The sequence below is a fragment of the Empedobacter sp. UBA6745 genome (assembly GCF_002453775.1).
Taxonomy (GTDB): Bacteria; Bacteroidota; Bacteroidia; order Flavobacteriales; family Weeksellaceae; genus Empedobacter; species Empedobacter falsenii_C.
On the sequence record NZ_DKHL01000032.1, the window covers coordinates 58,143 to 80,448 of the forward strand.

Sequence of the window (22,306 nt, forward strand, 5' to 3'; positions counted from 1 at the left end):
GTAAAATTCAAAATACCTAAGCTACAAATTAATTAACTTTGTCTGTTCAATACATATATTATGATAGAGTTATCTAATCGTAAAGTTGGATTAATAGGGAATGGAAGCTGGGCAACTGCGATTGCAAAAATGCTGAATAAAAACCTTGAAACTTTCAACTGGTGGGTAAAAGATGAATACGTAAAAGGATATTTGGAGCGAAATAGACACAATCCAAATTATTTAACTGATGTCGAATTTAAGTCCGAAAAGCTTAAAATTTCAACGGATATCAACGAAGTTGTCATGAATTCGGATATCATCTTTTTGGTTGTGCCATCTATTTACGTTGCTGATTGTTTGAGTAAATTAACTGTTCCGTTGACAGATAAATTTGTTGTGACATCAATCAAAGGAATTATTCCAGATTATTATCAATTGGTTGGACAATATTTGTTCGATAAATTCGATGTAAAAGAAGAACAATTAGGAATTGTAAGCGGTCCTTGTCACGCTGAGGAAGTTGCTTTGGAGCGTCTTTCATATTTGACAATTGCGGCGCAAGACGAAGCTAAAGCACAAATTGTTGCCGATTGTTTAGCGTGTGATTTTATCAAAACGAAACTTTCAAACGATATTTACGGAACTGAATTTGGCGCAGTATTGAAAAATATTTACGCGATTGCAGCAGGTATTGCACATGGTTTGGGTTATGGAGATAATTTCCAAGCAGTTTTGATGAGTAACGCAATTCGAGAAATGAATCATATCTTGAAAACTGCAAGTCCAATGAAACGTAAAATTAACGATTCGGCTTATTTAGGCGATTTGTTGGTGACTGGATATTCATTCTTTTCACGAAATCGTATGTTCGGGAATATGATCGGAAAAGGTTATACTGTAAAATCTGCTATTTTAGAGATGAATATGGTTGCCGAAGGTTATTATGCGACAAAAGGTGTGGCGATTATGAATGAGCAATACCAAATAAAAGCGCCAATTATCAACGCTGTTCATAAGATTTTATACGAAGATAAAAATCCAAAGAAAACTTTCGAAAAGTTGTCTAAAAAATTAGATTAAGATGATTAAACAAGATTTTATTTCAAAATATATTCAAGAATTAAACAAAACATTGGCTCGAATTATTTCGTTAGAAATTGGAAATGCTGATGAAGGTTTTTTGATTATTTTCAATCAAATGTTACAATCGTATTACAAAATTGATGACAATAATTTGTCGACTTTATTGGAAGCAAACGAAGAACGCGATCAATTTTTGTTGGCAGATGAATTGAAAAAGAAAAATATTTTGACGTTTATGAAAGCGATTCGTATTTATCTAAATCGAGAAGATGTTTCAAAAGCAAAAGCTTCTTACGAAGTCTTGAAACGCATTGAAAGCATCAATTCTGGAATTTTTCAATTTCCGACTGAAGAAGATAATTTGATTGCACAAGAACGAAAAGTAGTGGAAGAAAAAATGAGTAATTTGTAATAAAATCAAACTTTATAAAATTTCAAAAAAGCTGTTAGAAAACTAACAGTTTTTTTTGTATCTTAACACAACCTAAATCAATCTACTATGGATAACATTCTTTCATTACTATCATCATTACTTTGTTGTATTTTGCCTTTTTTGTTAATTTTTGGAATTGCTTTTTGGGCGAGTAAATCTCGCGAAAAGAAACAAAATGCTTTGTTAGCACAAGTTCCTCCAAATGCAGAGTTCAAAGCAGTTTTGCGTTATAACTTCGGAAATCAACAATCAAAATTCTTGAAAATGAAAGCGTTTCAAGGAAGTGGTGTTTTATATGTTTTAGACGATCAAATACATTATATCACTACAAATAATCCGAATGATAATTTTATTTTCGACCTCAAAACTTCACAAATCAATTGGATTGGTGTTAATCTTACAAATGGTTTATTGGAATGGTTTCAATTAAAAAATGGAGAAAAAGATTATTATTTCAATGTCGAAACTGGAATGTTTATTTTTAATACAAATTCCAAAAAAATGAAAACAACACAAGTTTTTAATTACTTAAAAGAAGCGCAGAAAAAATATCAGTAATGCTAAAACCACTTCACAACGAAGTGGTTTTTCTATTTAATCAAAAAATCATCAACTCAAAACTTAATGATTTATTTTCCAATTTGTCCGTATCTTTGCGCAAACACAACAAAACAATGCAAATTTTAGACGGTATTAAACTGGCAAAAGAGATCAAACAAGAGATCAAGGAGCTGGTGCAGAATTACAAGGACCAAGGAGTTCGTGTACCACATTTGGGTGCAATTTTAGTAGGAAGTAATGGTGCTTCTCAAACCTATGTTGACAATAAAATCAAGGATTGTCATTTTGTAGGTTTCGAGTCTTCAGAATTACGTTTGCCTGATACAATTTCTCAAGAAGATTTGATTGCAGAAATTGAAAAATGGAACAATGATGATACATTAGACGGATTTATCGTGCAATTGCCATTACCAAAACACATCGATCAAGAAGCAGTTATCAATGCAATTGATCCTAAGAAAGATGTAGATGGTTTTCATCCAATGAATTTTGGTAAAATGGCATTAGAAATGGAAACATTTTTACCTGCTACACCTTACGGAATTATGGAAATGTTAGAGCGTTACAACATTGATACAACTGGTAAACATACAGTTGTGATTGGTCGTTCTCGCATCGTTGGTCGCCCAATGAGTATTTTGATGAGTAAAAACGGAAATCCTGGAAACAGTACAGTTACATTAACTCATTCGAAAACTCAAAATTTAGAACAATTTACAAAAGAAGCTGATATTGTGATCACTGCTTTAGGTGTTCCAGGTTTCTTAAAAGCTGATATGGTAAAAGATGGAGCGGTTATCGTTGACGTAGGAATTACACGCGTTGATGACGAAACTAATCCACGAGGATTTAGATTAGCTGGTGATGTAGATTTTGATAATGTAAAAGAAAAAGCATCATGGATAACGCCAGTTCCAGGAGGAGTTGGACCTATGACACGCGCTATGTTATTAAAAAACACATTGTTGGCATACAACAACAAAAAATAAAATTATGATACACATTGCATCAACAACTGCAGAAGAACAACAATTGATACAAGAAGGGAAATTATTGCCTGTTATGGAGCATTTTTACACAATTCAAGGTGAAGGAATGTACACAGGTGTGGCTTCTTATTTTATTCGATTAGGAGGTTGTGATGTTGGTTGCCATTGGTGCGATGTAAAAGATAGTTGGGATGCTGACAAGCATCCCTTAACTAATGTTGATGAATTGGTAGACTTGGCAACTTCTCAGGCCAAAACAATCATCATTACAGGAGGAGAACCTTTGATGTGGGATTTGACTTATTTGACAAAAAAACTACACGAAAAAGGTGCAAGAATTCACATCGAAACTTCGGGTGCTTATCCGTTGAGTGGAGAAATTGATTGGGTTTGTCTTTCTCCAAAAAAATTAATGTTGCCGTTAGACGAGGTTTGCGAAGCTGCAAATGAATTGAAATGTATTGTGTTCAATAATCACGATTTTCAATTTGCCGAAGAACAAGCTGCTCGTGTTGGAAAAGATTGTACGCTTTTCTTGCAAACAGAATGGAGCAAACGCGACAAAAATCTTCCATTGATTGTGGAATATGTGAAAGAAAATCCGAAATGGCGTTATTCTTTACAAACACACAAATATTTGGATATTCCTTAGATATTTATCTGTTTAAAATCAGTTCTATTTAGACTGAGTAAACTTTTTTAAGTTACTGAATTTCATTATTTTTATATCAAACAAAAAATTGAAATAATGAAAAAAATAGCTTTGATGAGTTTCGCGGCAATTTTGATGATGAGCTGCGGAGGTTCTAAGAAAGATGAATCAACTCAACCAGAAATAGATTATAGTACAGCTCCATCAGAAGATGCTGAAACTTCTACAGCTACGCCTGCTACAAACAATCATATTGTTTTGAAAGCGAGTGATGACATGCGCTACGATAAAACTGAATTTACAGTGAAAGCTGGCGAAGAAGTAACTTTAATCTTAATGAATGCTGGTGAAATGTCAAAAGAAGCAATGGGACATAATTTTATTTTATTAAAACCAGGTTCTGATGCTTCTGCTTTTGCAAATACAGCAGCTTCTGCTAAGGCAACAGATTATATTCCGACCGAATTACAATCAGAAATTATTGCGCATACAAAATTGTTAGGAGGTAAAGAAAATGATCAAATCAAATTTACTTTAGAAGAAGGTACATACGATTTCTTATGTTCTTTCCCTGGTCATTTTGCAACAATGAATGGAAAAATAAAAGCAGTTAAATAATAATAAAAAATGCGAGAAGTTTTCTCGCATTTTTTTATGAATAGATTGAATGATTATTTCCAATAATTCCAAACTTTACCATCAAAAATGGCAACAGTTTTACTTGCTGTATCGTAACAAATCATTCCAGGATATGGACTTTTTACATTAATTTCAGGTTGATTAACCTTAGGTAAAATCATCGCATCTTTATCCGATTCTAAAACTAAAATTCCTGTTGCAGCAGATGTTTCTGCTCCAATAATTACTCCATCACCTACTTCATTAGAAGAATTTGTTAATAAAACTGTTTTTTCTCCAACATCACTTAACTCAACCCAAATACCATTCTCATACATTTTCACTTTAGAATCTGTTAAGTCAAAAGCAAAGGTTCCACCATTATTCGTTGCATCCAAACCTGTAGGTACAGTAGTAACAGCTGGTAAAATAATTCCGTTTGTTGTTGATTCTTCGAAATCTAAAATTGTATTATTCCCATCCACTGCATTTTTACCAATTGACACTTGACCAAAAGAAATTGATGCAAAACCGCATAAAATAGCAGCGTATATTATATTTTTCATTTTAAATAATCTTTATTCGTTACAACTTTTCTCGATACAATGCCAAATTGTTCCATTATATAATTTGACACATTTTTCGGTTGTATCATACACAATCATTCCTTCTTTTGCATCAACAATTTTAACTACATCAACAGTTCTTGTAATGACGAAACCTTTTGTTGAAGATTCTAATGCTAAAAATCCATTTGGAATTGCAGTTGGCCAATTCTCTAATTTTGTTGACATTGCAGAAACTCCAACATTGGTAAAAGAAGTTGCTGTTGTTGTATTTGGCGTTTTTGTACAAGATGTTCCGGGAGTTGGAGTTGTACCTCCTCCTGTTACAGTAATTGTTGCAGAAGAACAAATACCAATTAAACTACATATTTGATATCTTAATCCTCCAACTGGTGGTACGAATCCACTTGTAAATGTAACAATACCAGTCTCAGTGTCTAAAATAGCTTCCGCAGGCCATTCTCCAATTATAGAAATTGTAGAGTTTTTATTATTTCCTGTTAATACTACTTTTGTTCCATTGGTTCCGTATAAATCATTATCTATAATATTAATACTAGAAGTAGTTGATAAATCTACATGGTCATCTGTTGCTTTAATTATATTATCAATTACAACATTAGTATCTGGACAGTCATACTCTGTACCAGTTTCTGTTGTTTCTTCTAATGTAATATCATCTACAAAAAAATCATTACCATCATTTGATGCAATGTTATTCCTTAGCGCCACAGCTATATTAATACAATTTGCGTCATTCGGAGCTTTAAAAGTCCATGTTTTTTGCTCCCAAGTATTAGCAGCACTTAATCTCATTACATTCTTAGCATTTTCAGAAAAATCTGTAATATTATGATCAATGTTGGATGATCCTAATACTTTTTCTGTTAGTATATCTTGTGCCTCAAAACTTACTCCTACTTTATTTCCTCCTGCTCCATAGATAAAAGCAGATACTTTATAAGTTTTACCTGGTTCTAATTGCACTACTCGACGGTAATATTGGTTAAGAACCATACCTCCATTTACTACCAATACAGCTCCGTCCAAAGATCCATCAGTATGATCTGCTGGTTTTGGATTTTGATTGTACCACCATTCTCCAATCCATCCAATATTATTACCATCTGGCATTACTTTAGTCATATCATAAATATGGCTTGGTGCTATTACGGCATAAAAACCATTATCAATATTCCACACATCCTGGTTATAACTACCTTTATTTGTACCATAAGTATTGGTTGAAGGTAAAGTTGATAAATCAGACAAATATTTATCTGCAAGTCGATAAAAAGAAGATCCGTGTTTGAAGAAGCCTAAACTTCCATCTTTTCCTGTTTGTGGTACATATTGAGATGATGTTCTTATTGTACTTTTCCCAAAATCTTCTTTGAAGATAAGTGTTTGCGCATTCAAATTGCATGTTATCATCACTACAATTGCGCTTATTATTTTTCTTAAATTGTTCATTTATAACTATATTATTAAAATTAATACAGTAGATTTAGTTGATGGTTTGTTTTTAGTGAACGAAAATGGAGGCGGACGAGTTAAAATGTTATCGATTACATTTATTCGAATATGAATAAAAGAATTATTAATCGCAAGTAAATTATTAGCAATATCAGACAGATTTATTTTAAAAATCGAATTTGTCCTTGCTACTTTTTGATGATATTTATAAAAATTTTCTTTTAAAACTATTTTCCCCGAGTTCTCAGGAAGATTACAACCAGATAAAAATTTTATTTTAGACGATAAAATAGCTGTTTTTGGCTTGTAGACATGTTCTTTTTGTTGCTTATTCTCTTTTTTTACGACTAAAACCTTTTTGAGTTTTTTAGGTTTAGTAATCGTCTTTTTTTCGACAGTGGTTTTGTTTATGGTTTTATCTACTGTTATTTTTTCTAATAAATTCGTTTCCGTATTTTTTGATATAAAAATAAGTATTTGACCACTTTCAACTATTGTATCTTTTTGGTAACCAAAAAGAATAGAAGAAAAAAGCAAAAGAAATAAACTTCCTAAATTTCTATATCTGAGAAAATGATTCATTAAATTATTAAAAATAACTAGAGATAGTAGGAAGAGAAGTGTGTAAAGCCAAAAGGCATACGAAAGTAAAGTATTTATAAATATTAATTCTGCAAAAAACTCTTACTTACACTATTTTTAATCATTAAAAATAAGAAGTGATAAACATAGATTAAACATTTATTTTACATGTCAAATATAGTTTTGGCACAAATATTGAAATATATTAAGCGTATAAGATTTAGTAGAGTAAATTTTGTCCTCATGTGTTAATTTTAAGCCTGTTTCTCAACAGGCTTTTTTGTTTTACAACAATTTACTATTCAAATATTTAACACTTATTTCAAATATTTTTATCCTATAATTTCATAACTTGTTAGTCACAATCAAAAAATACTTTATTATGGGAAAGAATGTAGCACATCAAATTGTAGAATTACTAGAAAAAGCGAATATAAAACGTGTTTATGCAGTAACTGGTGATAGTCTCAATTTTTTTAATATCGCAGTTAAACAAAGTGACAAAATTGATTGGGTTCATGTAAGACATGAAGAAGCTGGAGCAATAGCTGCTACTGCCGAATCAGAATTGAATGGGATTGGATGTTGCGCTGGAAGCTCTGGTCCTGGTCATGTACATTTGATCAATGGAGTTTATGAAGCGCATAAATCAAGAACTCCTTTAGTTGTAATTGCCTCTACTCTGCCTACAATAGAATTTGGTACAGATTATTTTCAGGAAACGAATACTATTAAACTTTTTGATGATTGTAGTTGTTATAATCAAATTATTACTCGAGCAGAACAAGTTCCTAGAATGGTACAAACAGCTATACAACATGCTATTTCAAAAAAAGATGTTGCAATTATTGGACTTCCAGGAGATATTGCAGAAATGGAAGCCGTTGAAAGTAATTATACCTCGAATTTCTATTTCAATCAACCTATTATTACTCCAAATAAAACTGAATTAAGAGAAGCTGCTTCTATTATAAATGATGCAAATAATATTACCTTATTCTGTGGAATTGGCGCATCTCAAGCAAATGAAGAAGTTATAAAACTTTCTCGTCATTTGCATGCTCCAGTTGGATATTCGTTCAAAGGGAAAATGAGTATTCAACCCAATAATCCAAATGAAATAGGAATGACAGGATTACTTGGTCAACCATCTGCTTATCATGCTATGCACAAAGCTGATTTAATTATTTTGATTGGTACCGATTTTCCTTATAAAGATTTTATTCCAACAGATAAAAAAATCATTCAAATTGATTCAGATGGCTCTAAACTTGGACGAAGAGCTAAAATTGATTTAGGATTAGTCGGAAATGCAAAAGAAACAATTAACGAATTAATTGAGTTATTAGAACCTAAGCAAGACAGAGATTTTTTGGATAGTCAATTAGAAATGTATAAGAAAGTTCTTGAAAGCAAAATGACATTTGTTCATGAAAAAGGAAAAGAAAATGCCATTCAACCCGAATATGCAGCTTATTTATTAGATGAGTTAGCTACAAAAGATGCCATTTTTACAGTTGATACAGGAATGTGTTGTGTGTGGGGAGCACGTTATATAACGGGTACGGGAGAGCGAAAAATGTTAGGATCTTTCAATCATGGCTCTATGGCAAATGCAATGCCTCAAGCGATTGGTGCACAAATGGCATATCCTGATAGACAAATTATTGCTATGTGTGGTGATGGTGGAATTTCGATGTTATTAGGAGATTTAGCAACCATCAAACAATATAATCTACCTGTTAAACTTATTATTTTTAATAATAGAACATTAGGAATGGTTAAATTGGAAATGGAAGTTGCTGGTTTACCTGACAATGAAACAGATATGGAAAATCCTGACTTTACTTTGATTGGAAAAGCAATGGGAATAGAAAGCGAATCGGTTAAAAATCCCGATGATTTACCTGATGCAATCGGAAGAGCTTTTGCTCATAATGGACCGTATTTATTAAATGTATTTACAAATCCAAACGCTTTAGCAATGCCTCCAAAAGTAGATCTTGATCAAATGATTGGAATGACAAAATCTATGGCAAAACTAATGTTAGGTGGAAAAATGGATGAGGTAATGGAAACTATTAAATCCAATTATAAACATTTAAAAGATTTATAATGAATCAATCATCATCTATCACACAATCAAGTAAAAAACTTTTCATCATTGCATGGGTTTTAGGCTTAATCTTCTATTTCATTGATTACGCAACTCGTTCTGCACCTTCATTAATGATCACAGATTTGGCTCAGAATTACAACATTTCTAAAGAAAATTTAGTTTCTCTTATTGGAACATATTATTACACTTATTCGATATTCGCTTTAATTGCTGGAATATGTTTAGACAAATTTGGTGCAAGATATTCGATGTTTGCAGGGTGTTTTATACTCGGAATAGGATGTATTTTATTTATCGCTTCCTCCCAATTTGCTGGAACAACAGGCAGATTATTACAAGGAGCGGGTAGCGCATTTGCTTTTCCTGGTTGTGTCTATTTAGCAACCAAAGGATTCTCATCAAAATCTTTAGCAACAGCAATAGGCTTCTCTCAATGTATAGGAATGCTTGGTGGAGCGGCAGGACAATTTGTGGTTGCGCCATTATTAGAAAATGGTTTTGGATATAAAACATTTTGGATAATTGCTGGAGTTTTATGTATAATTCCAGCTGTAGCAATGCTGTTCATAACTCCAAAATCGTCTGAAGAAGAGATCGAAAAAAGTAAACAAACCTCTTTTATTGAACCTTTCAAAATTATTTTCAGCAATCCAAATTCGTGGTTAACTGGTATTATTTCTGGATTATTATTTATACCGACAACGATTTTTGCCATGACTTGGGCTGTTCCTTTTTTCAAATTAGACTTAGGTTTTGATGCTCACACTGCTGCTATGACTGCTGCTATGGCGTCACTAGGCTGGGTAGTTGGATGTCCATTAATGGGTTATATAACGGATAAAATAGGAAAAAGAAAACCTGTTATTCTTTTTGGTTGTATCGGAATGATCTTGATGTTTTTACAACTCATTTATCTTCCAGATTTAATTCCAATAAAAGTTACATTTTTCATTTTTGGGCTTTTCTCTGGAGTCGCAATGATTCCATATTCGGTTATCAAAGAAGCTAATCCAGATTATGTAAAAGGCTCTGCAACTGGAGTTCAAAACTTTTTGACGTTTGGTGTAACTTCTCTAGTTAATCCTGTTTTTGCTAAATTATATGGAAACGAAATTGTAAATGTTACAGATAAAACTGGACATTATCATCAAGCAATTTGGTTTTGGATCATCGGAATATTTATTGCCATTATTCTAACCTTATTTTTAAAAGAAACTGGTCACAAAAATTCATAAAAAAATCCGCTCATTGAGCGGATTTTTTAGTAATTATATTGATAAATTATTTTCTCCAATATTTATAAGCATTGATTAATCCATTTGTAGAAGCATCATGAGAAGTAACTTGCTCATCATTTTCTAACTCTGGTAAAATCACATTTGCTAATTGTTTTCCTAACTCTACTCCCCATTGATCAAAAGAGAAAATATTCCAAATAACTCCTTGCACAAAAATTTTGTGTTCGTACATCGCAATTAAATTTCCTAAAACTTTTGGAGTCAACACTTCATATAAAATTGAGTTTGTAGGACGATTTCCTTCAAAAATTTTGAAAGCAGTTAAGAAATCAATTTCTTCCTTCGATTTCCCTGCTTTTTCTAATTCAGCAATAACCGTTTCTTCATCTTTTCCAAATGCTAAAGCTTCTGTTTGAGCAAAAAAGTTTGATAATAATTTTGCATGATGGTCGCCTAAAACATTCAACGAATTAGCTCCTGCAATAAAATCGGCTGGAATTAATTTTGTTCCTTGATGGATTAATTGATAAAAAGCATGCTGACCATTTGTTCCTGGTTCTCCCCAAATAATTGGTCCCGTTTCATAATCCACTTTTTTCCCATCTCGACCAACATATTTACCATTCGATTCCATATCACCTTGCTGAAAATATGCTGCAAATCGCGATAAATATTGTTCATAAGGTAACAAAGCAACCGAATCTGCACCAAAGAAGTTGTTGTACCAAATTCCTAAAAGCGCCAAAACTACTGGTATATTTTGATCTAAAGTTTCTGTTTTGAAATGCACATCCATTTCATGTGCTCCCTCTAACAATTCTTCGAAATTTTCGAAACCTACTGCCAAAGCAATGCTCAAACCAATCGCACTCCACAATGAATAACGACCACCAACCCAATCCCAAAATTGAAACATGTTTGCCGTATCAATTCCGAAATTAGCAACACCTTCTGCATTTGTCGATAATGCCACAAAATGTTTCGCAACATCAGCTTCATTTGCGTTAGAATTCAAAAACCATTCTTTCGCAGAAAAAGCATTTGTCATCGTTTCTTGCGTTGTAAATGTTTTTGAAGCAACAATAAATAAGGTTGTTTCAGGATTTATTTCTTTAAAAGTTTCTGCTAAATGCGTTCCATCAATATTCGAAACAAAATGAATATTTAAACGAGTTTTATAATGTTTCAACGCTTCTGTCACCATCACAGGTCCAAGATCCGAACCACCAATTCCGATGTTGACAACATCTGTAATTTCTTTCCCTGAAAAACCTTTCCATTCACCCGAAATTACTTTTTCCGAAAAAGATTTCATCTGATCTAACACCTCATTAATTTGAGGCATTACATCTTTTCCATCAACCAAAACCTCTTCATTAGAGCGATTGCGCAAAGCTGTATGCAGAACAGCTCTTTTTTCTGTCACGTTGATTACATCTCCTTCAAACATTTGCTGAATTGCAGTATCAACATCCATTTCTTTCGCTAAATCAACCAAAAGTTGAATCGTTTCTGCATTAATTCTATTTTTCGAATAATCTACTAATAATGAGGGATATTGAATCGAAAATTCTTCAAAACGATTTGCATTTTGAGCAAATAGTTCTTTGATTGATGTATGCTGAATCGTTTGAAAATGTTTCTCTAACGCATTCCAAGCCTTTGTAGTTGTTGGATTGATTGTATTTAAAGCCATAATATTTTTAGTATTCTTTCCTTAACAAATTTAATCATTTCAAATTCATCTCAAAATCAATATTGTCTCGATAACGTTGTAGCAGAAAAATTTTAAGAAATAATTATCAATCTAGTCATGTAACCTTTTTAAAAACAATTCGTCTTATAACCAAAACAATAAAATATGCGCAACTATTTTTTTATATTAATCGTAACAATTTGTACAATTCTTCAAGCTCAAATTAAATTAAAAGGAAGTGTAAAAGACAGCAATAATTTGCCAATTGCATACTGTTCGATTGGAATAAAAAATTCAGAAGTTGGAACAATCACAGATGAAAATGGTCAATTTTCTATCGAAATTCCAGAAAATCAATCTAAAAGTCACTTAATTTTTGATGCATCAGGTTATGATGAAATTTCAAAATCTATAGAAGAAATCCAACAAAATTCTGTTATTATTTTAAATGAAAAATCAATTTCATTGACAGAAGTTACACTTAAAACAGAAAAAATGAAAGAGAAAATTATTGGTCAAAAAACTCGTCCAATGCTTACTTTTTCTAAAATGTTTGATGAAAATGTACCAACAATTGAACAAGGAAATATTTTTGAAATTTACCCAAATACAAAACTAAACGCATTCAATTTTCATATTATTCCAAGTTCTAAATACGGAGAAATTACCTTAAAAGTTAATATTTATGCTGTTAAAAATGATTTGCCAACAGAATCGCTTTTAGACGAAAATATTATTTATAAAACATCTACAACTGGATGGCAAAAAATTGATTTAGCACCTTATAAATTTCGATACAAAAATGTTGATAAAATCGCTGTTACACTACAATTAGTTGATTATAAAAAACTTGCTCAAGAAGATTTTATTTTTGGTGTTTCTGCCAAGAAATCTTTAGGAAAAGACTTGTTGTTTAGATATCAAAGTCAAGGTAATTGGGAAGCTTCTCCAGGCGTTTTTATCGCTAACTTAGAAGTTTTATATTCAAAAGATAAATTGACTATAAATGAGGAAAAGCCTGAGGAAATTGATACAAAAACAAAAGAATTAATTTCATATTATCAACATAAAGAGAGTGCTAAAAAGTCGATATATGGAAAAAATAAGTCAGGAAAATATATTGATATAAATGATGCGAAGATTTATTATGAAGAATATGGACAAGGCGAGCCTTTGATATTTCTACATGGAAATAATGGAAGTATAGAAGATTTTTATCAACAAATTCCATTTTTTGCCAAGCATTATCGAGTAATTGCTCTTGATACACGCGGACAAGGGAGAAGTACCGATTTGACAAATACACCTTACACTTATGAAGAGTTTGCAAACGATTTACTTCAAGTGATACAAAAACTTAATCTAAAGAAAGTCAATCTTGTTGGTTGGAGTGATGGTGGAAATACAGCTTTAATTTTCAATGCTCAATATTCTGAAATAATTAATAAAATTGTAACAATTGGTGCTGTTCTTAACCCAAATGGAGTAAGCGAAGAACTAATTGGGAGTTTGAAAAATTTAGCAAATAAACCTTCAGAAAACACGAATTCACGCTTAATCGAATTGATGTTAAATGAACCAAATATTACAAAATCTGAACTAAATAAAATTCAAAATCCTGTATTGGTTATTGCTGGTGAAAAAGATGAAGTAAAAGAGAGTTATACGAAAGAAATTCAACAAAATATTTCAAAAGCGGAGTTATTGATTATTCCAAATTCAACGCATTATGTTCCTTTTGAACAGCCAAAAATATTAAATGAAGCTATTTTGAAGTTTTTGAAAAAATAGGAACATAAGTTTAGTTTTCAATTTCTCCATATCTTTACTCCACTAAACCAACTCAATGAAATACATCACAGGTTTTTTTGTCCTTATTTGGCGCATTTGGATGATATTTTTAGCCGCAATTTATGTCCTAACAATAGGAGTTTTTATCGTGCTACCTTTGGCAAGTTTCGAAAAAACATTCCCATATATTTATCCGTTAATCAGATATTGGGGCAAATTTGTGTTGTACGGAACTGGATTTAGAATTGATTACAAAAAACTTGTTCCACTCGATCCGAAAGAAAACTATGTTTTTATAGCCAATCATACTTCGATTATGGATATTATGTTGATGTTGACGATTCTAAAACATCATCCAATCGTATTTGTAGGCAAGGCAGAGTTACTCAAAATCCCTATCTTTGGACGAATATTCGAACGAATTTGTATCCCTGTCGACCGAAAAAGTGCACGTAGTAAAGCACTTGTTTATCCCGAAGCAAAGAAAAAGTTAGACAAAAATCTGAGTATTTTTATTTTTCCTGAAGGAGGCGTTACAAACGACAAAGAATTCAAGATTTATTTGGATCCTTTCAAAGATGGAGCGTTTAACATTGCGATTGAAACACAAACGCCTTTGGCTGTTTTGGCGATTCACGGTGTTAATAAAATGTTTCCGTTTAATTGGTTTAGAGGTTATCCAGGAAAAATAAAAGTCCGACTATTGGAGACTTTCGAAACGAAAGATTTGAATGTAAAAAACGATAAAGTTGCTTTGAAAGAAGCTGCTTTCAACATGATTTTAAAAGATTTAGAACAATGAAAAATTTAGTTTATATCGCATTAGGAACGGCTTTAACGGCGGTTAGTTGCAATAAACAAATCTCTTCTACCACAGAAACTGAAGCAAAAGACAATCAAACTTTTGCTGATTTAGATAAAGCTCGCATCAAACATTTGAGTTTGGATATCGAAACTGATTTCGATACGCATCAAATCAAAGGTTCGGCAGCTTATACATTCGAAAATAATCAAGCAAAACAATTGATTTTAGATACCGAAAAACTAACAATTGATTCAGTTTTATTAGCGAATGGTCAAAAAACGACATACAGATTAGGTGAAAAAGATTCGATCAAAGGTCAAGCCTTAATCATTGATGTTACGCCAAATGATACAATTGTAAAAGTTTTCTACAAAACTTCGCCTGATGCAAATGCTTTACAATGGTTAAATCCGCAACAAACACACGATAAAAAACATCCGTTTTTATTGTCTCAAGGACAAGCAATTTTAACTCGTTCTTGGATTCCGATTCAGGATACACCAAGTGTTCGTTTAACGTACGATGCAAAAGTAAAAACACCAAAAGATTTGTTGCCTTTGATGAGTGCAATCAATCCAAAAGAAAAAAATTTCGAAGGTGTTTATACCTTCAAAATGCCACAACCAATTGCACCTTATTTGATTGCTTTGGCTGTTGGTGATGTACAATATCAACCAATCGACAACAGAACGGGTGTTTATGCAGAACCTGGTTTGTTAAAAGCTGCTGCGTGGGAATTTGCCGATATGGGAAAAATGGTAACTGCTGCCGAGAAATTGTACGGAAAATATCCTTGGGAACAATTTGATGTCTTGGTTTTACCGCCTTCGTTTCCTTTTGGAGGAATGGAAAATCCGCGTTTAACGTTTGCTACGCCAACTGCAATTGTAGGTGATCGTTCGATGACGAATTTGATTGCACACGAATTGGCTCATTCTTGGTCTGGAAATTTAGTAACGAATTCTACTTGGGATGATTTCTGGGTAAATGAAGGATTTACAGTTTATTTTGAGCGTCGAATCATGGAAGAATTAGAAGGAAAAGATTATGCGGATATGATTTCGGTAATTGGTTTTCAAGATTTAGAAACGTCGATGAAAAATATTCCAGAAAAATATACTTCATTAAAAGTGAACATGAAAGGAGCAAATCCTGATGATGCTTTTTCTGATGTTCCATACGATAAAGGTTATTTATTTTTGAAAATGTTAGAAGATAAATATGGTCGTGAAAAGTTTGATAAATTCTTGAATCAATATTTTTCTTCGCATGCATTCCAAACAATGACAACAGAAAAATTTGTTGATTATTTGAAAGCTAATTTGACAAATGGAGACGATTCTTTTGTTCAAGAATGGATTTATAACACAGGTTGGCCAAAAGATTTGAAAAAACCAACTTCAAAATTATTTGATTTAACAGAAGCGCAATTACAGCAAGATATAACAAACGGACGAAATAAAGTTGCACCTAAAAAAGTGGCGATTTCTACGAAATCTACAAACGAATGGGTTCATTTTATTCGTCAAATTGATACAACTAAAAACACAAAAGAAGATTTAGCTTATTTGGATGCGATTTATGATTTTACAAATTCAAAAAATCCAGAAATTGAATGTGCTTGGTTCGAAAAAGCATTTTTAATGCATTACGATAAAGTCAACACAAATGCGAAAGAATTCTTGGTAAATGTTGGCCGTCGTAAATTTTTAGAGCCTTTATATTTAGCTTTAAAAGAATCTAATCAATTAGATTTAGCGAAAAATATTTACAAAGATGCGCGTCCAAATTATCATTTTGTTGCACGTCAAACAATTGATACAATGTTAAATTACAAACCATAAAACATGGCGATTGTAGCATATACAGACGGTTCGTCGTTGGGAAATCCTGGTCCAGGAGGATTTGGTTGTATTTTGTTGGAAACCGAGAAAAAAGTCAAAAAAGAAATTTCTCAAGGTTTTCGACTAACAACGAATAACCGAATGGAATTGTTAGCAGTTATTACGGCTTTGGAAACGCTAAAGTTTACTAATACTGAAATTACCATTGTGACGGATTCTAAATATGTGGTAGATGCTGTGGAAAAACGTTGGGTTTTTGGTTGGGTGCAAAAGAATTTCAAAGGAAAGAAGAATGCTGATTTGTGGAAAAGATTTTTAGAAGTTTATAAAATTCATCGTGTAAAATTTCAATGGATAAAAGGTCATGCTGGACATCATTGGAACGAAGAAGCTGATAAATTAGCGGTTGCGGCAGCAAATAAACCAGAAAATTTTAAGATAGATTCTTACTTCGAAATTCATCAAAACGAAGAATAATTTTCTACTTTTGTGAGGCAGAGAGAAAAATGAAAATGAAGACGTTGTGGAGATTTCTCCTACTACTTTTAATTACAATTTACAGTTGTTCACCTAAAAAAGAAAAAGGTGAACTTGTCTACTTTAGTGGACGAATTGCGAATGCGCAAACAGATAGCATTTACCTATTATTGAATAATCGTGAAAAGGCTTTTGCTTTAGATTTTGATGGAAACTTTTCGGATACAATTCAGTTAGTTGACGAAGGTTACAAGACACTTTCCATAGAACGAGAAGAATTTACAATTTATTTGATTCCAGGTGATAGTTTGATTCTAAATACAGATTTAAAACATTTGGAGAATAATTTCAAATTCTCTGGAATAGGAAAAAATCGAAACAATTATTTGGTTGACAAAAGTTTTAAAACGGATAAATTCTTAACTGATCATACCGAATTATTTAAACTTGCTCCGCCAGATTTCAAAAATCAAATCAAAAATTTTCATCAAAAAGTTTTCGAAGATTTAGAGAAATTAGAAGTTAATTCTTCGTTCATCAAAACAGAAAAAACGAATTTAAATTACGATTTTATCAATTTGTTGTACATGTACAAGGATTCGTACACATATTACAATCCTGCTTCTCAGCAATTACCTGTTAATTTTTTGACAGAATTAGATGAAATCGATTTAGATAATGACGAGGATTATAGAACGTATCAGAGTTACCGCAATATTGTCTTAACAAACTTACAAGAAAAATTATATCAAGGTCTTTCTGCGGATGCTTTATTGGAAAACATCAAAAGTCAATCGATAAAAAATGGATTTATTAATTCATTAATTTACGAACTTGATCCAAAAGATCCGAATAGCAACGGAATTTATCAAGCAATACAAAAACATTGCAATTATCAACCTTGGTTGGATGAAGCTGCAAAACGTATGAAAAAGTTTGGTTGATAACTTAAAAAAATGCTTTCAGAATCTGAAAGCATTTTTTTAACATTTTTTATTTAATTGAGAAACAGAAGTATACTTGTTATTTGTATTTTTTAACTTTTCTATAGGCAACCTTTTTAAGAAATTTGCATCTGTATTGTAGAATTAGTAATGAAATTGAAAATGTCTAAACCGAAAAGAATTCACAAAACTTACAAAAAATCTATATTTAGTAAAATGAAAGTAAAACCAGTAAACTTATTGCTTTTTATGGCAATCGTTTGTTTTATTTTTGTTGTATTTTTCTTAAAATAATTACAATTAAGTTCTTTCAAAGAAAAAGAAATAATTCTTCATCACGTTCGTTTTAAAGTATATTTGTAAGAATCAAACTACACTATTAAGATATGAACGTTTACAAGCTTTTAAAATTAAATTGGTTAATTAAAAATCATCGGATAAAATTTTTAGGAATGTATCTTTTGCATAAAACAAATCAAAGATATATTGCTGTCAATTTTGATCCTGTGATGGCTTGTAATTTACGTTGCAAAATGTGTTATTTTACAGATGAAAATTATGTAAAGAAAACTAAAGGTATTTTTCCAAAAGAAGATTTATCAATTTTAGCTGATAAAATGTTTGGCAGAGCTCTTAAACTGCAAATTGGTTGTGGAACAGAACCTACTTTGTATAAAGATCTAGCGCAAATTGTTTCTTTAGGAAAAACGCACAAGGTTCCTTATATATCGCTTACAACTAATGCAAATTTGTTAACCAAAGAAAAGGTAAAAGAACTTGTAGGTAATGGATTGAATGAATTCACTATTTCGTTGCATGGTGTACATCAAGAAGCTTACGAAAACTTTATGGGAAAAGCCTCTTTCGATAAATTTCACGAAGCTCTGCAAGCAATTTATGAAGAAAAGAAAAATAATCCGAATCTTATTTTGAGAATCAATTATACGTTCAATAAAGATAATTTCTTAGAACTAAGGGATTTTTTCTCATTATACGGAAAATACGAACCAAATATTCTTCAAATTCGTCCAATGAAAAGCATGGGTGATACCGAATATCAAGATACAAATATTTCGAGCCTGAAAGATAGCTATGATTCGGTTTTGAGAGAAATTAAAACTGAATCAAAGAATAGAGAAATGACTTTATTAGCAACTTCAACTTACGATGAATTAGTAAACGCAACAAACGTAGAAAGTTTAGTTTATAATTATACCTATTGTTACATACGACCTGGTTATACGTGGAAAGATGAATTTGATTACAAAAAGGATACTTTTAACGATTTCTCTAAAAAAATAGGTCTATCAAAAGAACTTTTGAAAAATGCTTTTTCGAATAAAAAACAAATGGATAAACTCAAAACAAAAACTTCTTTAAATTATAATATTATTGAGTAAGATCTTAACTTCGTATCAAACTACGAAGAAATGACAAAATCTGAAGCTAGAAAATATTACCGAACGTTGAGAAAATCATTCACTAAAGAAGAAGTGGATGACTTGAGTGATCAAATTTTTGAACACATCAAACACTTAGATTTTTCTACAGATCAGACATTTCATATTTTCTTACCTATCGAAAAAAATAACGAAATCAATACTTATCCAATCATAAATTGGCTATTTCAACAGCAAAAAGAGGTGGTTTTGCCTTTGGTTGTTGGCGATGATATGATTAATTGTAAAGTAGAAAAAGGTTTCGAAACGGTATTAAATTCACTTCAAATTCCAGAACCCACTCAGTATTCAGAAATTGATTCTAAAGCGATTGATGTTATTTTTATTCCAATGTTTGTTGCCGATAAAAAAGGAAATCGCGTCGGATACGGTGGCGGATATTATGATAAATTTTTGGCAAGATGTAGACCTAATTCCAAAAAAATAGGTCTAACTTATTTTAGACCTATTGAATATATTGAAGACGCCTATTTCGGCGATTTTCCTCTTGACTTTTGTATTACTCCAGATGGGATTGAATCTTTCTGAATCGAGTCTTTTTTATCATTTAATGTTCTAAAATAGAATTTAAACTCTCGTTGAAATTTGATCGGCTCTTGTTTTAACACAAATACACCAACATGATTATTGGTTTCGATTAACTTTTTATCCGAATTGAAATAATTAATTGTATACGCAATTCGCTTGATAGAATCGGGTGTAATCGAATCTTTTGGTAAAATTGCAAATTTAGAAACGGAAGTAAATGTTACTTTTTTCGAACGAAGCTCTCTCAACAACGAAAATATTTCGGTCGTATCTTTTTTAGGAAAATAAGACAACAATTGATCTCTCAACAAGCTATCAACAACCGTATCATTGGTATTAGATGCCAACGCCGAAAGCTCAAAAAACTCACGCAATTTCTGCTTTGCAATAAAATTTACAGCTTCCACAGAATCCATTTTACTACTTACTGTCGATGCCTCGTTTTTGTAACCTTTTATCGCTTCTGGGTTGTAATCTCCTTTATATTTATCGTCTTTGCACGAAAATATCATCCAAACACTCATCAGCAATATCATGCTAAACTGAACTATTTTACTTATCGTTCTCATCTTGTTGGATTTTAAATTTTAATTTCACAATTTTTCCATTTTTCCTTTCCGATTCGATCAAAGAAAAATTCTTTAATGACGTCGTAGGCATTGTAACTAAATTGATATATTGTTGTTTCGAAAGAATCTCTACACCAAAAAAATCATTGTCATACACTTGATAAATCAACGCATCATCCGCAATCATTTGATTTAGCTTAGAAATTCGTTGTTTCAAATCTTTTGCTGAATTCGAATAATAATACAGCATAATCTTATAATCATCTGGCTCTAACAATAGCTTTTCAGGCTGATTATATTGATGCAAATTAACCTTAAACGTATCTTGTTTATAGTAAGGCGAACTCACAAACATCTTGATTGTATCTTTTTGCGATTCAAATTTGATACAACCTGTTTTGGTCGATAAATAAAGTGGTGTAAAACCATCTCTAATAATTGTAACCTCAACAGAATTGGTAATTGCAGCTTGTCTGTCCGAGTCTACAAAACAAAATTCGTATTCGCGCTGACCAAAAATTGAATAATAAATAGTTGCGCCAATTCCGCTCAATAAAACAATTGCTGCAGCTATTATCGAGATCAATTTTAGCTTAGATTTTGTTTTAACAGTTTCCTCTTTTGCAGGAATTATTTCTTTTTCTGTTGATAGTTTAACTTCTACTGGAATCTCTACTTCAGATTCTTCTGGAGTTATATGTTCTGATGAAAAATTTTCGTTTTCTGTTGCTTCAATCGTCGATTCTTCAGCTTTATTTGGACCAAAATGTTCTATTTTTTGAACATTAAGAAAGTGTGCCCAATTTTTATATCCACAATATTGCGCCAAAAGATTGAGCATATCAATACGCGGAAGCTTCTTAAAATCTGACTTAAAATACGTATAAAACCACTTTTCGCTAACGGTAGATCTGGTTTTATTGAATAAATCGTCTTGGAAAGATGTAATTTCTTGCCCCTTCCAATCGGAGATATTTTCGGATTGAGCAGAATTTTCTTCTAAAAATCGATTTGAAATCGTTTTTTTCAGAATTTCGAAAATTTCTATATCTGTAAATTTGCTCAAAAAATAAAATTTATAAAGTTGGTTTTCAGTATTTTGTAAAATAATTTCGATTTTACAAATTGTCTTTTAATACAACTACAAATAAAATAATTTTTTTGATATGTTGAGTTGTATTTCTTTATTAATGCGTTGTTAAATGATTTATTTTGTTGTAAAACATTTGTTGAATATTCGATGATTGGATTACAATCATCTTACAACTATTTTGCTTCGAAAAACTTTGATGTCAGCTTAACTTTGGTTCAACAAAATGATTGAAAAATCAACAAAAACAAAAAATCAATTAAACATTTAAAAAATTAAAGTTATGAAAAAATTAGCATTAAACGTAATCGTATTAGGAGTAATCGGAACTGCATTTGGTTTAACATCTTGTAATTTATTTGGATCGAAAGAAACAAAAACTGAAACAGAAGTAAAAAATGACACAATTACAACAATCGAAGATTCAGTAAAATTTGATTCTGTAGGAAAAGATTCTGTTGTGATCAAAGATTCGGAAGTTGTAAAAGAAACTCCTGTAAAAGTTGAAACAACTACGACTACAACAACAGAGAAAAAATAATTTGTAGAATAGATTAAACAAAAAAATCAAATGAAAAAATTAGCGTTATTCGCTTTTGTAGCGATTTCTTTCACAGCAATTTCTTGTAAACAAGAGGCAAAAAGTATTGGAGAGCCAACAACAGTTGCTGAGGATTCTGTAAGTGTTGAAAAAGCTGAAATTCCTGCGGCAGATTCTGTAGAAGGAGTTACGGTAGATTCTTCGAAAACTGTAAATCCAGCAGAAACAACAAAAGATTCTGTTGCGAAATAGAACTTGAAAA

23 protein-coding genes are annotated in these 22,306 nt (G+C 31.6%); 17 read left to right on the forward strand and 6 right to left on the reverse strand.

The annotated features are described in order from the left end of the window. The first annotated feature begins 60 nt into the window (after window positions 1-60). The 6 genes from B4H69_RS09120 to B4H69_RS09145 all read left to right on the forward strand — a co-directional run bounded on the left by B4H69_RS09120 (window position 61) and on the right by B4H69_RS09145 (window position 4,318). Window positions 61-1,062, forward strand: coding sequence for an NAD(P)H-dependent glycerol-3-phosphate dehydrogenase (locus tag B4H69_RS09120; protein ID WP_291074718.1), 1,002 nt, complete (start codon window positions 61-63; stop codon window positions 1,060-1,062). Window position 1,063: 1 nt separating this feature from the next. After that, complete coding sequence (locus tag B4H69_RS09125) at window positions 1,064-1,477, forward strand: hypothetical protein (RefSeq protein WP_280045873.1); 414 nt, start codon at window positions 1,064-1,066, stop codon at window positions 1,475-1,477. An 87-nt stretch (window positions 1,478-1,564) separates the two neighbouring features. Further along, a complete protein-coding gene (locus tag B4H69_RS09130) occupies window positions 1,565-2,056 on the forward strand; it encodes a hypothetical protein (RefSeq protein ID WP_180905632.1) in 492 nt (163 codons plus the stop codon). Between the two features lie 116 nt (window positions 2,057-2,172). Continuing rightward, window positions 2,173-3,048, forward strand: a complete 876-nt coding sequence (locus tag B4H69_RS09135; protein ID WP_180906769.1) for a bifunctional 5,10-methylenetetrahydrofolate dehydrogenase/5,10-methenyltetrahydrofolate cyclohydrolase — start codon at window positions 2,173-2,175, stop codon at window positions 3,046-3,048. A 4-nt stretch (window positions 3,049-3,052) separates the two neighbouring features. Next, window positions 3,053-3,700 carry a 7-carboxy-7-deazaguanine synthase QueE gene (locus B4H69_RS09140; protein ID WP_180905631.1) on the forward strand — a complete coding sequence of 216 codons (648 nt, stop codon included), beginning with the start codon at window positions 3,053-3,055 and terminating at the stop codon, window positions 3,698-3,700. A gap of 96 nt (window positions 3,701-3,796) precedes the next feature. Beyond that, window positions 3,797-4,318 (forward strand): plastocyanin/azurin family copper-binding protein, encoded by a 522-nt coding sequence (locus B4H69_RS09145; protein WP_180905630.1) that lies wholly within the window; start codon window positions 3,797-3,799, stop codon window positions 4,316-4,318. 53 nt (window positions 4,319-4,371) lie between these two features. On the opposite strand, the gene B4H69_RS09150 is transcribed toward B4H69_RS09145, so the two are convergent. Genes B4H69_RS09150 through B4H69_RS09160 form a run of 3 tightly spaced genes read right to left on the reverse strand, consistent with a single transcriptional unit; the run spans window position 4,372 to window position 6,942 of the window. Then, window positions 4,372-4,884: a hypothetical protein gene (locus tag B4H69_RS09150; RefSeq protein ID WP_180905629.1), complete on the reverse strand. Its 513-nt coding sequence runs from the start codon at window positions 4,882-4,884 to the stop codon at window positions 4,372-4,374. 12 nt (window positions 4,885-4,896) lie between these two features. Beyond that, window positions 4,897-6,357: a hypothetical protein gene (locus tag B4H69_RS09155; protein WP_180905628.1), complete on the reverse strand. Its 1,461-nt coding sequence runs from the start codon at window positions 6,355-6,357 to the stop codon at window positions 4,897-4,899. Between the two features lie 6 nt (window positions 6,358-6,363). Continuing rightward, window positions 6,364-6,942, reverse strand: coding sequence for a hypothetical protein (locus tag B4H69_RS09160; RefSeq protein ID WP_180905627.1), 579 nt, complete (start codon window positions 6,940-6,942; stop codon window positions 6,364-6,366). Between the two features lie 382 nt (window positions 6,943-7,324). On the opposite strand from B4H69_RS09160, the gene B4H69_RS09165 reads away from it, so the two are divergent. Both B4H69_RS09165 and B4H69_RS09170 read left to right on the forward strand, forming a co-directional pair. Further along, window positions 7,325-9,058, forward strand: coding sequence for a thiamine pyrophosphate-dependent enzyme (locus B4H69_RS09165; protein ID WP_280045875.1), 1,734 nt, complete (start codon window positions 7,325-7,327; stop codon window positions 9,056-9,058). After that, window positions 9,058-10,296 (forward strand): MFS transporter, encoded by a 1,239-nt coding sequence (locus B4H69_RS09170; protein WP_280045876.1) that lies wholly within the window; start codon window positions 9,058-9,060, stop codon window positions 10,294-10,296. The genes B4H69_RS09165 and B4H69_RS09170 overlap by 1 nt, the downstream gene beginning before the upstream one ends. Window positions 10,297-10,342: 46 nt before the next feature. Here the strand turns inward: B4H69_RS09170 and pgi are convergent, their stop codons facing one another. After that, entirely contained in the window at window positions 10,343-11,995 is a 1,653-nt protein-coding gene (gene pgi, locus B4H69_RS09175; RefSeq protein ID WP_280045877.1) for a glucose-6-phosphate isomerase, read from the reverse strand. Between the two features lie 165 nt (window positions 11,996-12,160). On the opposite strand from pgi, the gene B4H69_RS09180 reads away from it, so the two are divergent. The 7 genes from B4H69_RS09180 to B4H69_RS09210 all read left to right on the forward strand — a co-directional run bounded on the left by B4H69_RS09180 (window position 12,161) and on the right by B4H69_RS09210 (window position 19,844). Further along, a complete protein-coding gene (locus tag B4H69_RS09180; protein WP_280045878.1) occupies window positions 12,161-13,786 on the forward strand; it encodes an alpha/beta fold hydrolase in 1,626 nt (541 codons plus the stop codon). 55 nt (window positions 13,787-13,841) lie between these two features. Beyond that, on the forward strand, window positions 13,842-14,588 hold the full coding sequence (locus tag B4H69_RS09185; protein WP_244957993.1) for a lysophospholipid acyltransferase family protein: 747 nt from the start codon (window positions 13,842-13,844) through the stop codon (window positions 14,586-14,588). Then, complete coding sequence (locus tag B4H69_RS09190) at window positions 14,585-16,435, forward strand: M1 family metallopeptidase (protein ID WP_180905624.1); 1,851 nt, start codon at window positions 14,585-14,587, stop codon at window positions 16,433-16,435. The genes B4H69_RS09185 and B4H69_RS09190 overlap by 4 nt, the downstream gene beginning before the upstream one ends. Before the next feature lie 3 nt (window positions 16,436-16,438). Next, the gene (gene rnhA / locus B4H69_RS09195) at window positions 16,439-16,912 is read left to right on the forward strand and encodes a ribonuclease HI (RefSeq protein ID WP_038336544.1); all 474 of its coding nucleotides are present in this window, start codon (window positions 16,439-16,441) and stop codon (window positions 16,910-16,912) included. Window positions 16,913-16,941: 29 nt separating this feature from the next. Beyond that, complete coding sequence (locus tag B4H69_RS09200; RefSeq protein WP_180905623.1) at window positions 16,942-17,856, forward strand: hypothetical protein; 915 nt, start codon at window positions 16,942-16,944, stop codon at window positions 17,854-17,856. A gap of 452 nt (window positions 17,857-18,308) precedes the next feature. Further along, window positions 18,309-19,256 carry a radical SAM protein gene (locus B4H69_RS09205; RefSeq protein WP_244957992.1) on the forward strand — a complete coding sequence of 316 codons (948 nt, stop codon included), beginning with the start codon at window positions 18,309-18,311 and terminating at the stop codon, window positions 19,254-19,256. A gap of 30 nt (window positions 19,257-19,286) precedes the next feature. Next, window positions 19,287-19,844: a 5-formyltetrahydrofolate cyclo-ligase gene (locus tag B4H69_RS09210; RefSeq protein WP_280045879.1), complete on the forward strand. Its 558-nt coding sequence runs from the start codon at window positions 19,287-19,289 to the stop codon at window positions 19,842-19,844. Here B4H69_RS09210 and B4H69_RS09215 read toward each other — a convergent pair. Together B4H69_RS09215 and B4H69_RS09220 are read right to left on the reverse strand one after the other, a co-directional pair. Next, a complete protein-coding gene (locus B4H69_RS09215) occupies window positions 19,784-20,413 on the reverse strand; it encodes a hypothetical protein (RefSeq protein ID WP_280045880.1) in 630 nt (209 codons plus the stop codon). The genes B4H69_RS09210 and B4H69_RS09215 overlap by 61 nt on opposite strands. Next, window positions 20,397-21,479, reverse strand: coding sequence for a hypothetical protein (locus B4H69_RS09220; protein ID WP_180905619.1), 1,083 nt, complete (start codon window positions 21,477-21,479; stop codon window positions 20,397-20,399). Before B4H69_RS09220 ends, B4H69_RS09215 begins: the two co-directional genes overlap by 17 nt. A 307-nt stretch (window positions 21,480-21,786) precedes the next feature. Between B4H69_RS09220 and B4H69_RS09225 the strand changes: the two genes are divergently transcribed. Further along, window positions 21,787-22,044 carry a hypothetical protein gene (locus B4H69_RS09225; protein WP_180905618.1) on the forward strand — a complete coding sequence of 86 codons (258 nt, stop codon included), beginning with the start codon at window positions 21,787-21,789 and terminating at the stop codon, window positions 22,042-22,044. Window positions 22,045-22,074: 30 nt separating this feature from the next. Beyond that, window positions 22,075-22,296 (forward strand): hypothetical protein, encoded by a 222-nt coding sequence (locus B4H69_RS09230; protein ID WP_291093631.1) that lies wholly within the window; start codon window positions 22,075-22,077, stop codon window positions 22,294-22,296. Window positions 22,297-22,306: the final 10 nt, after the last annotated feature.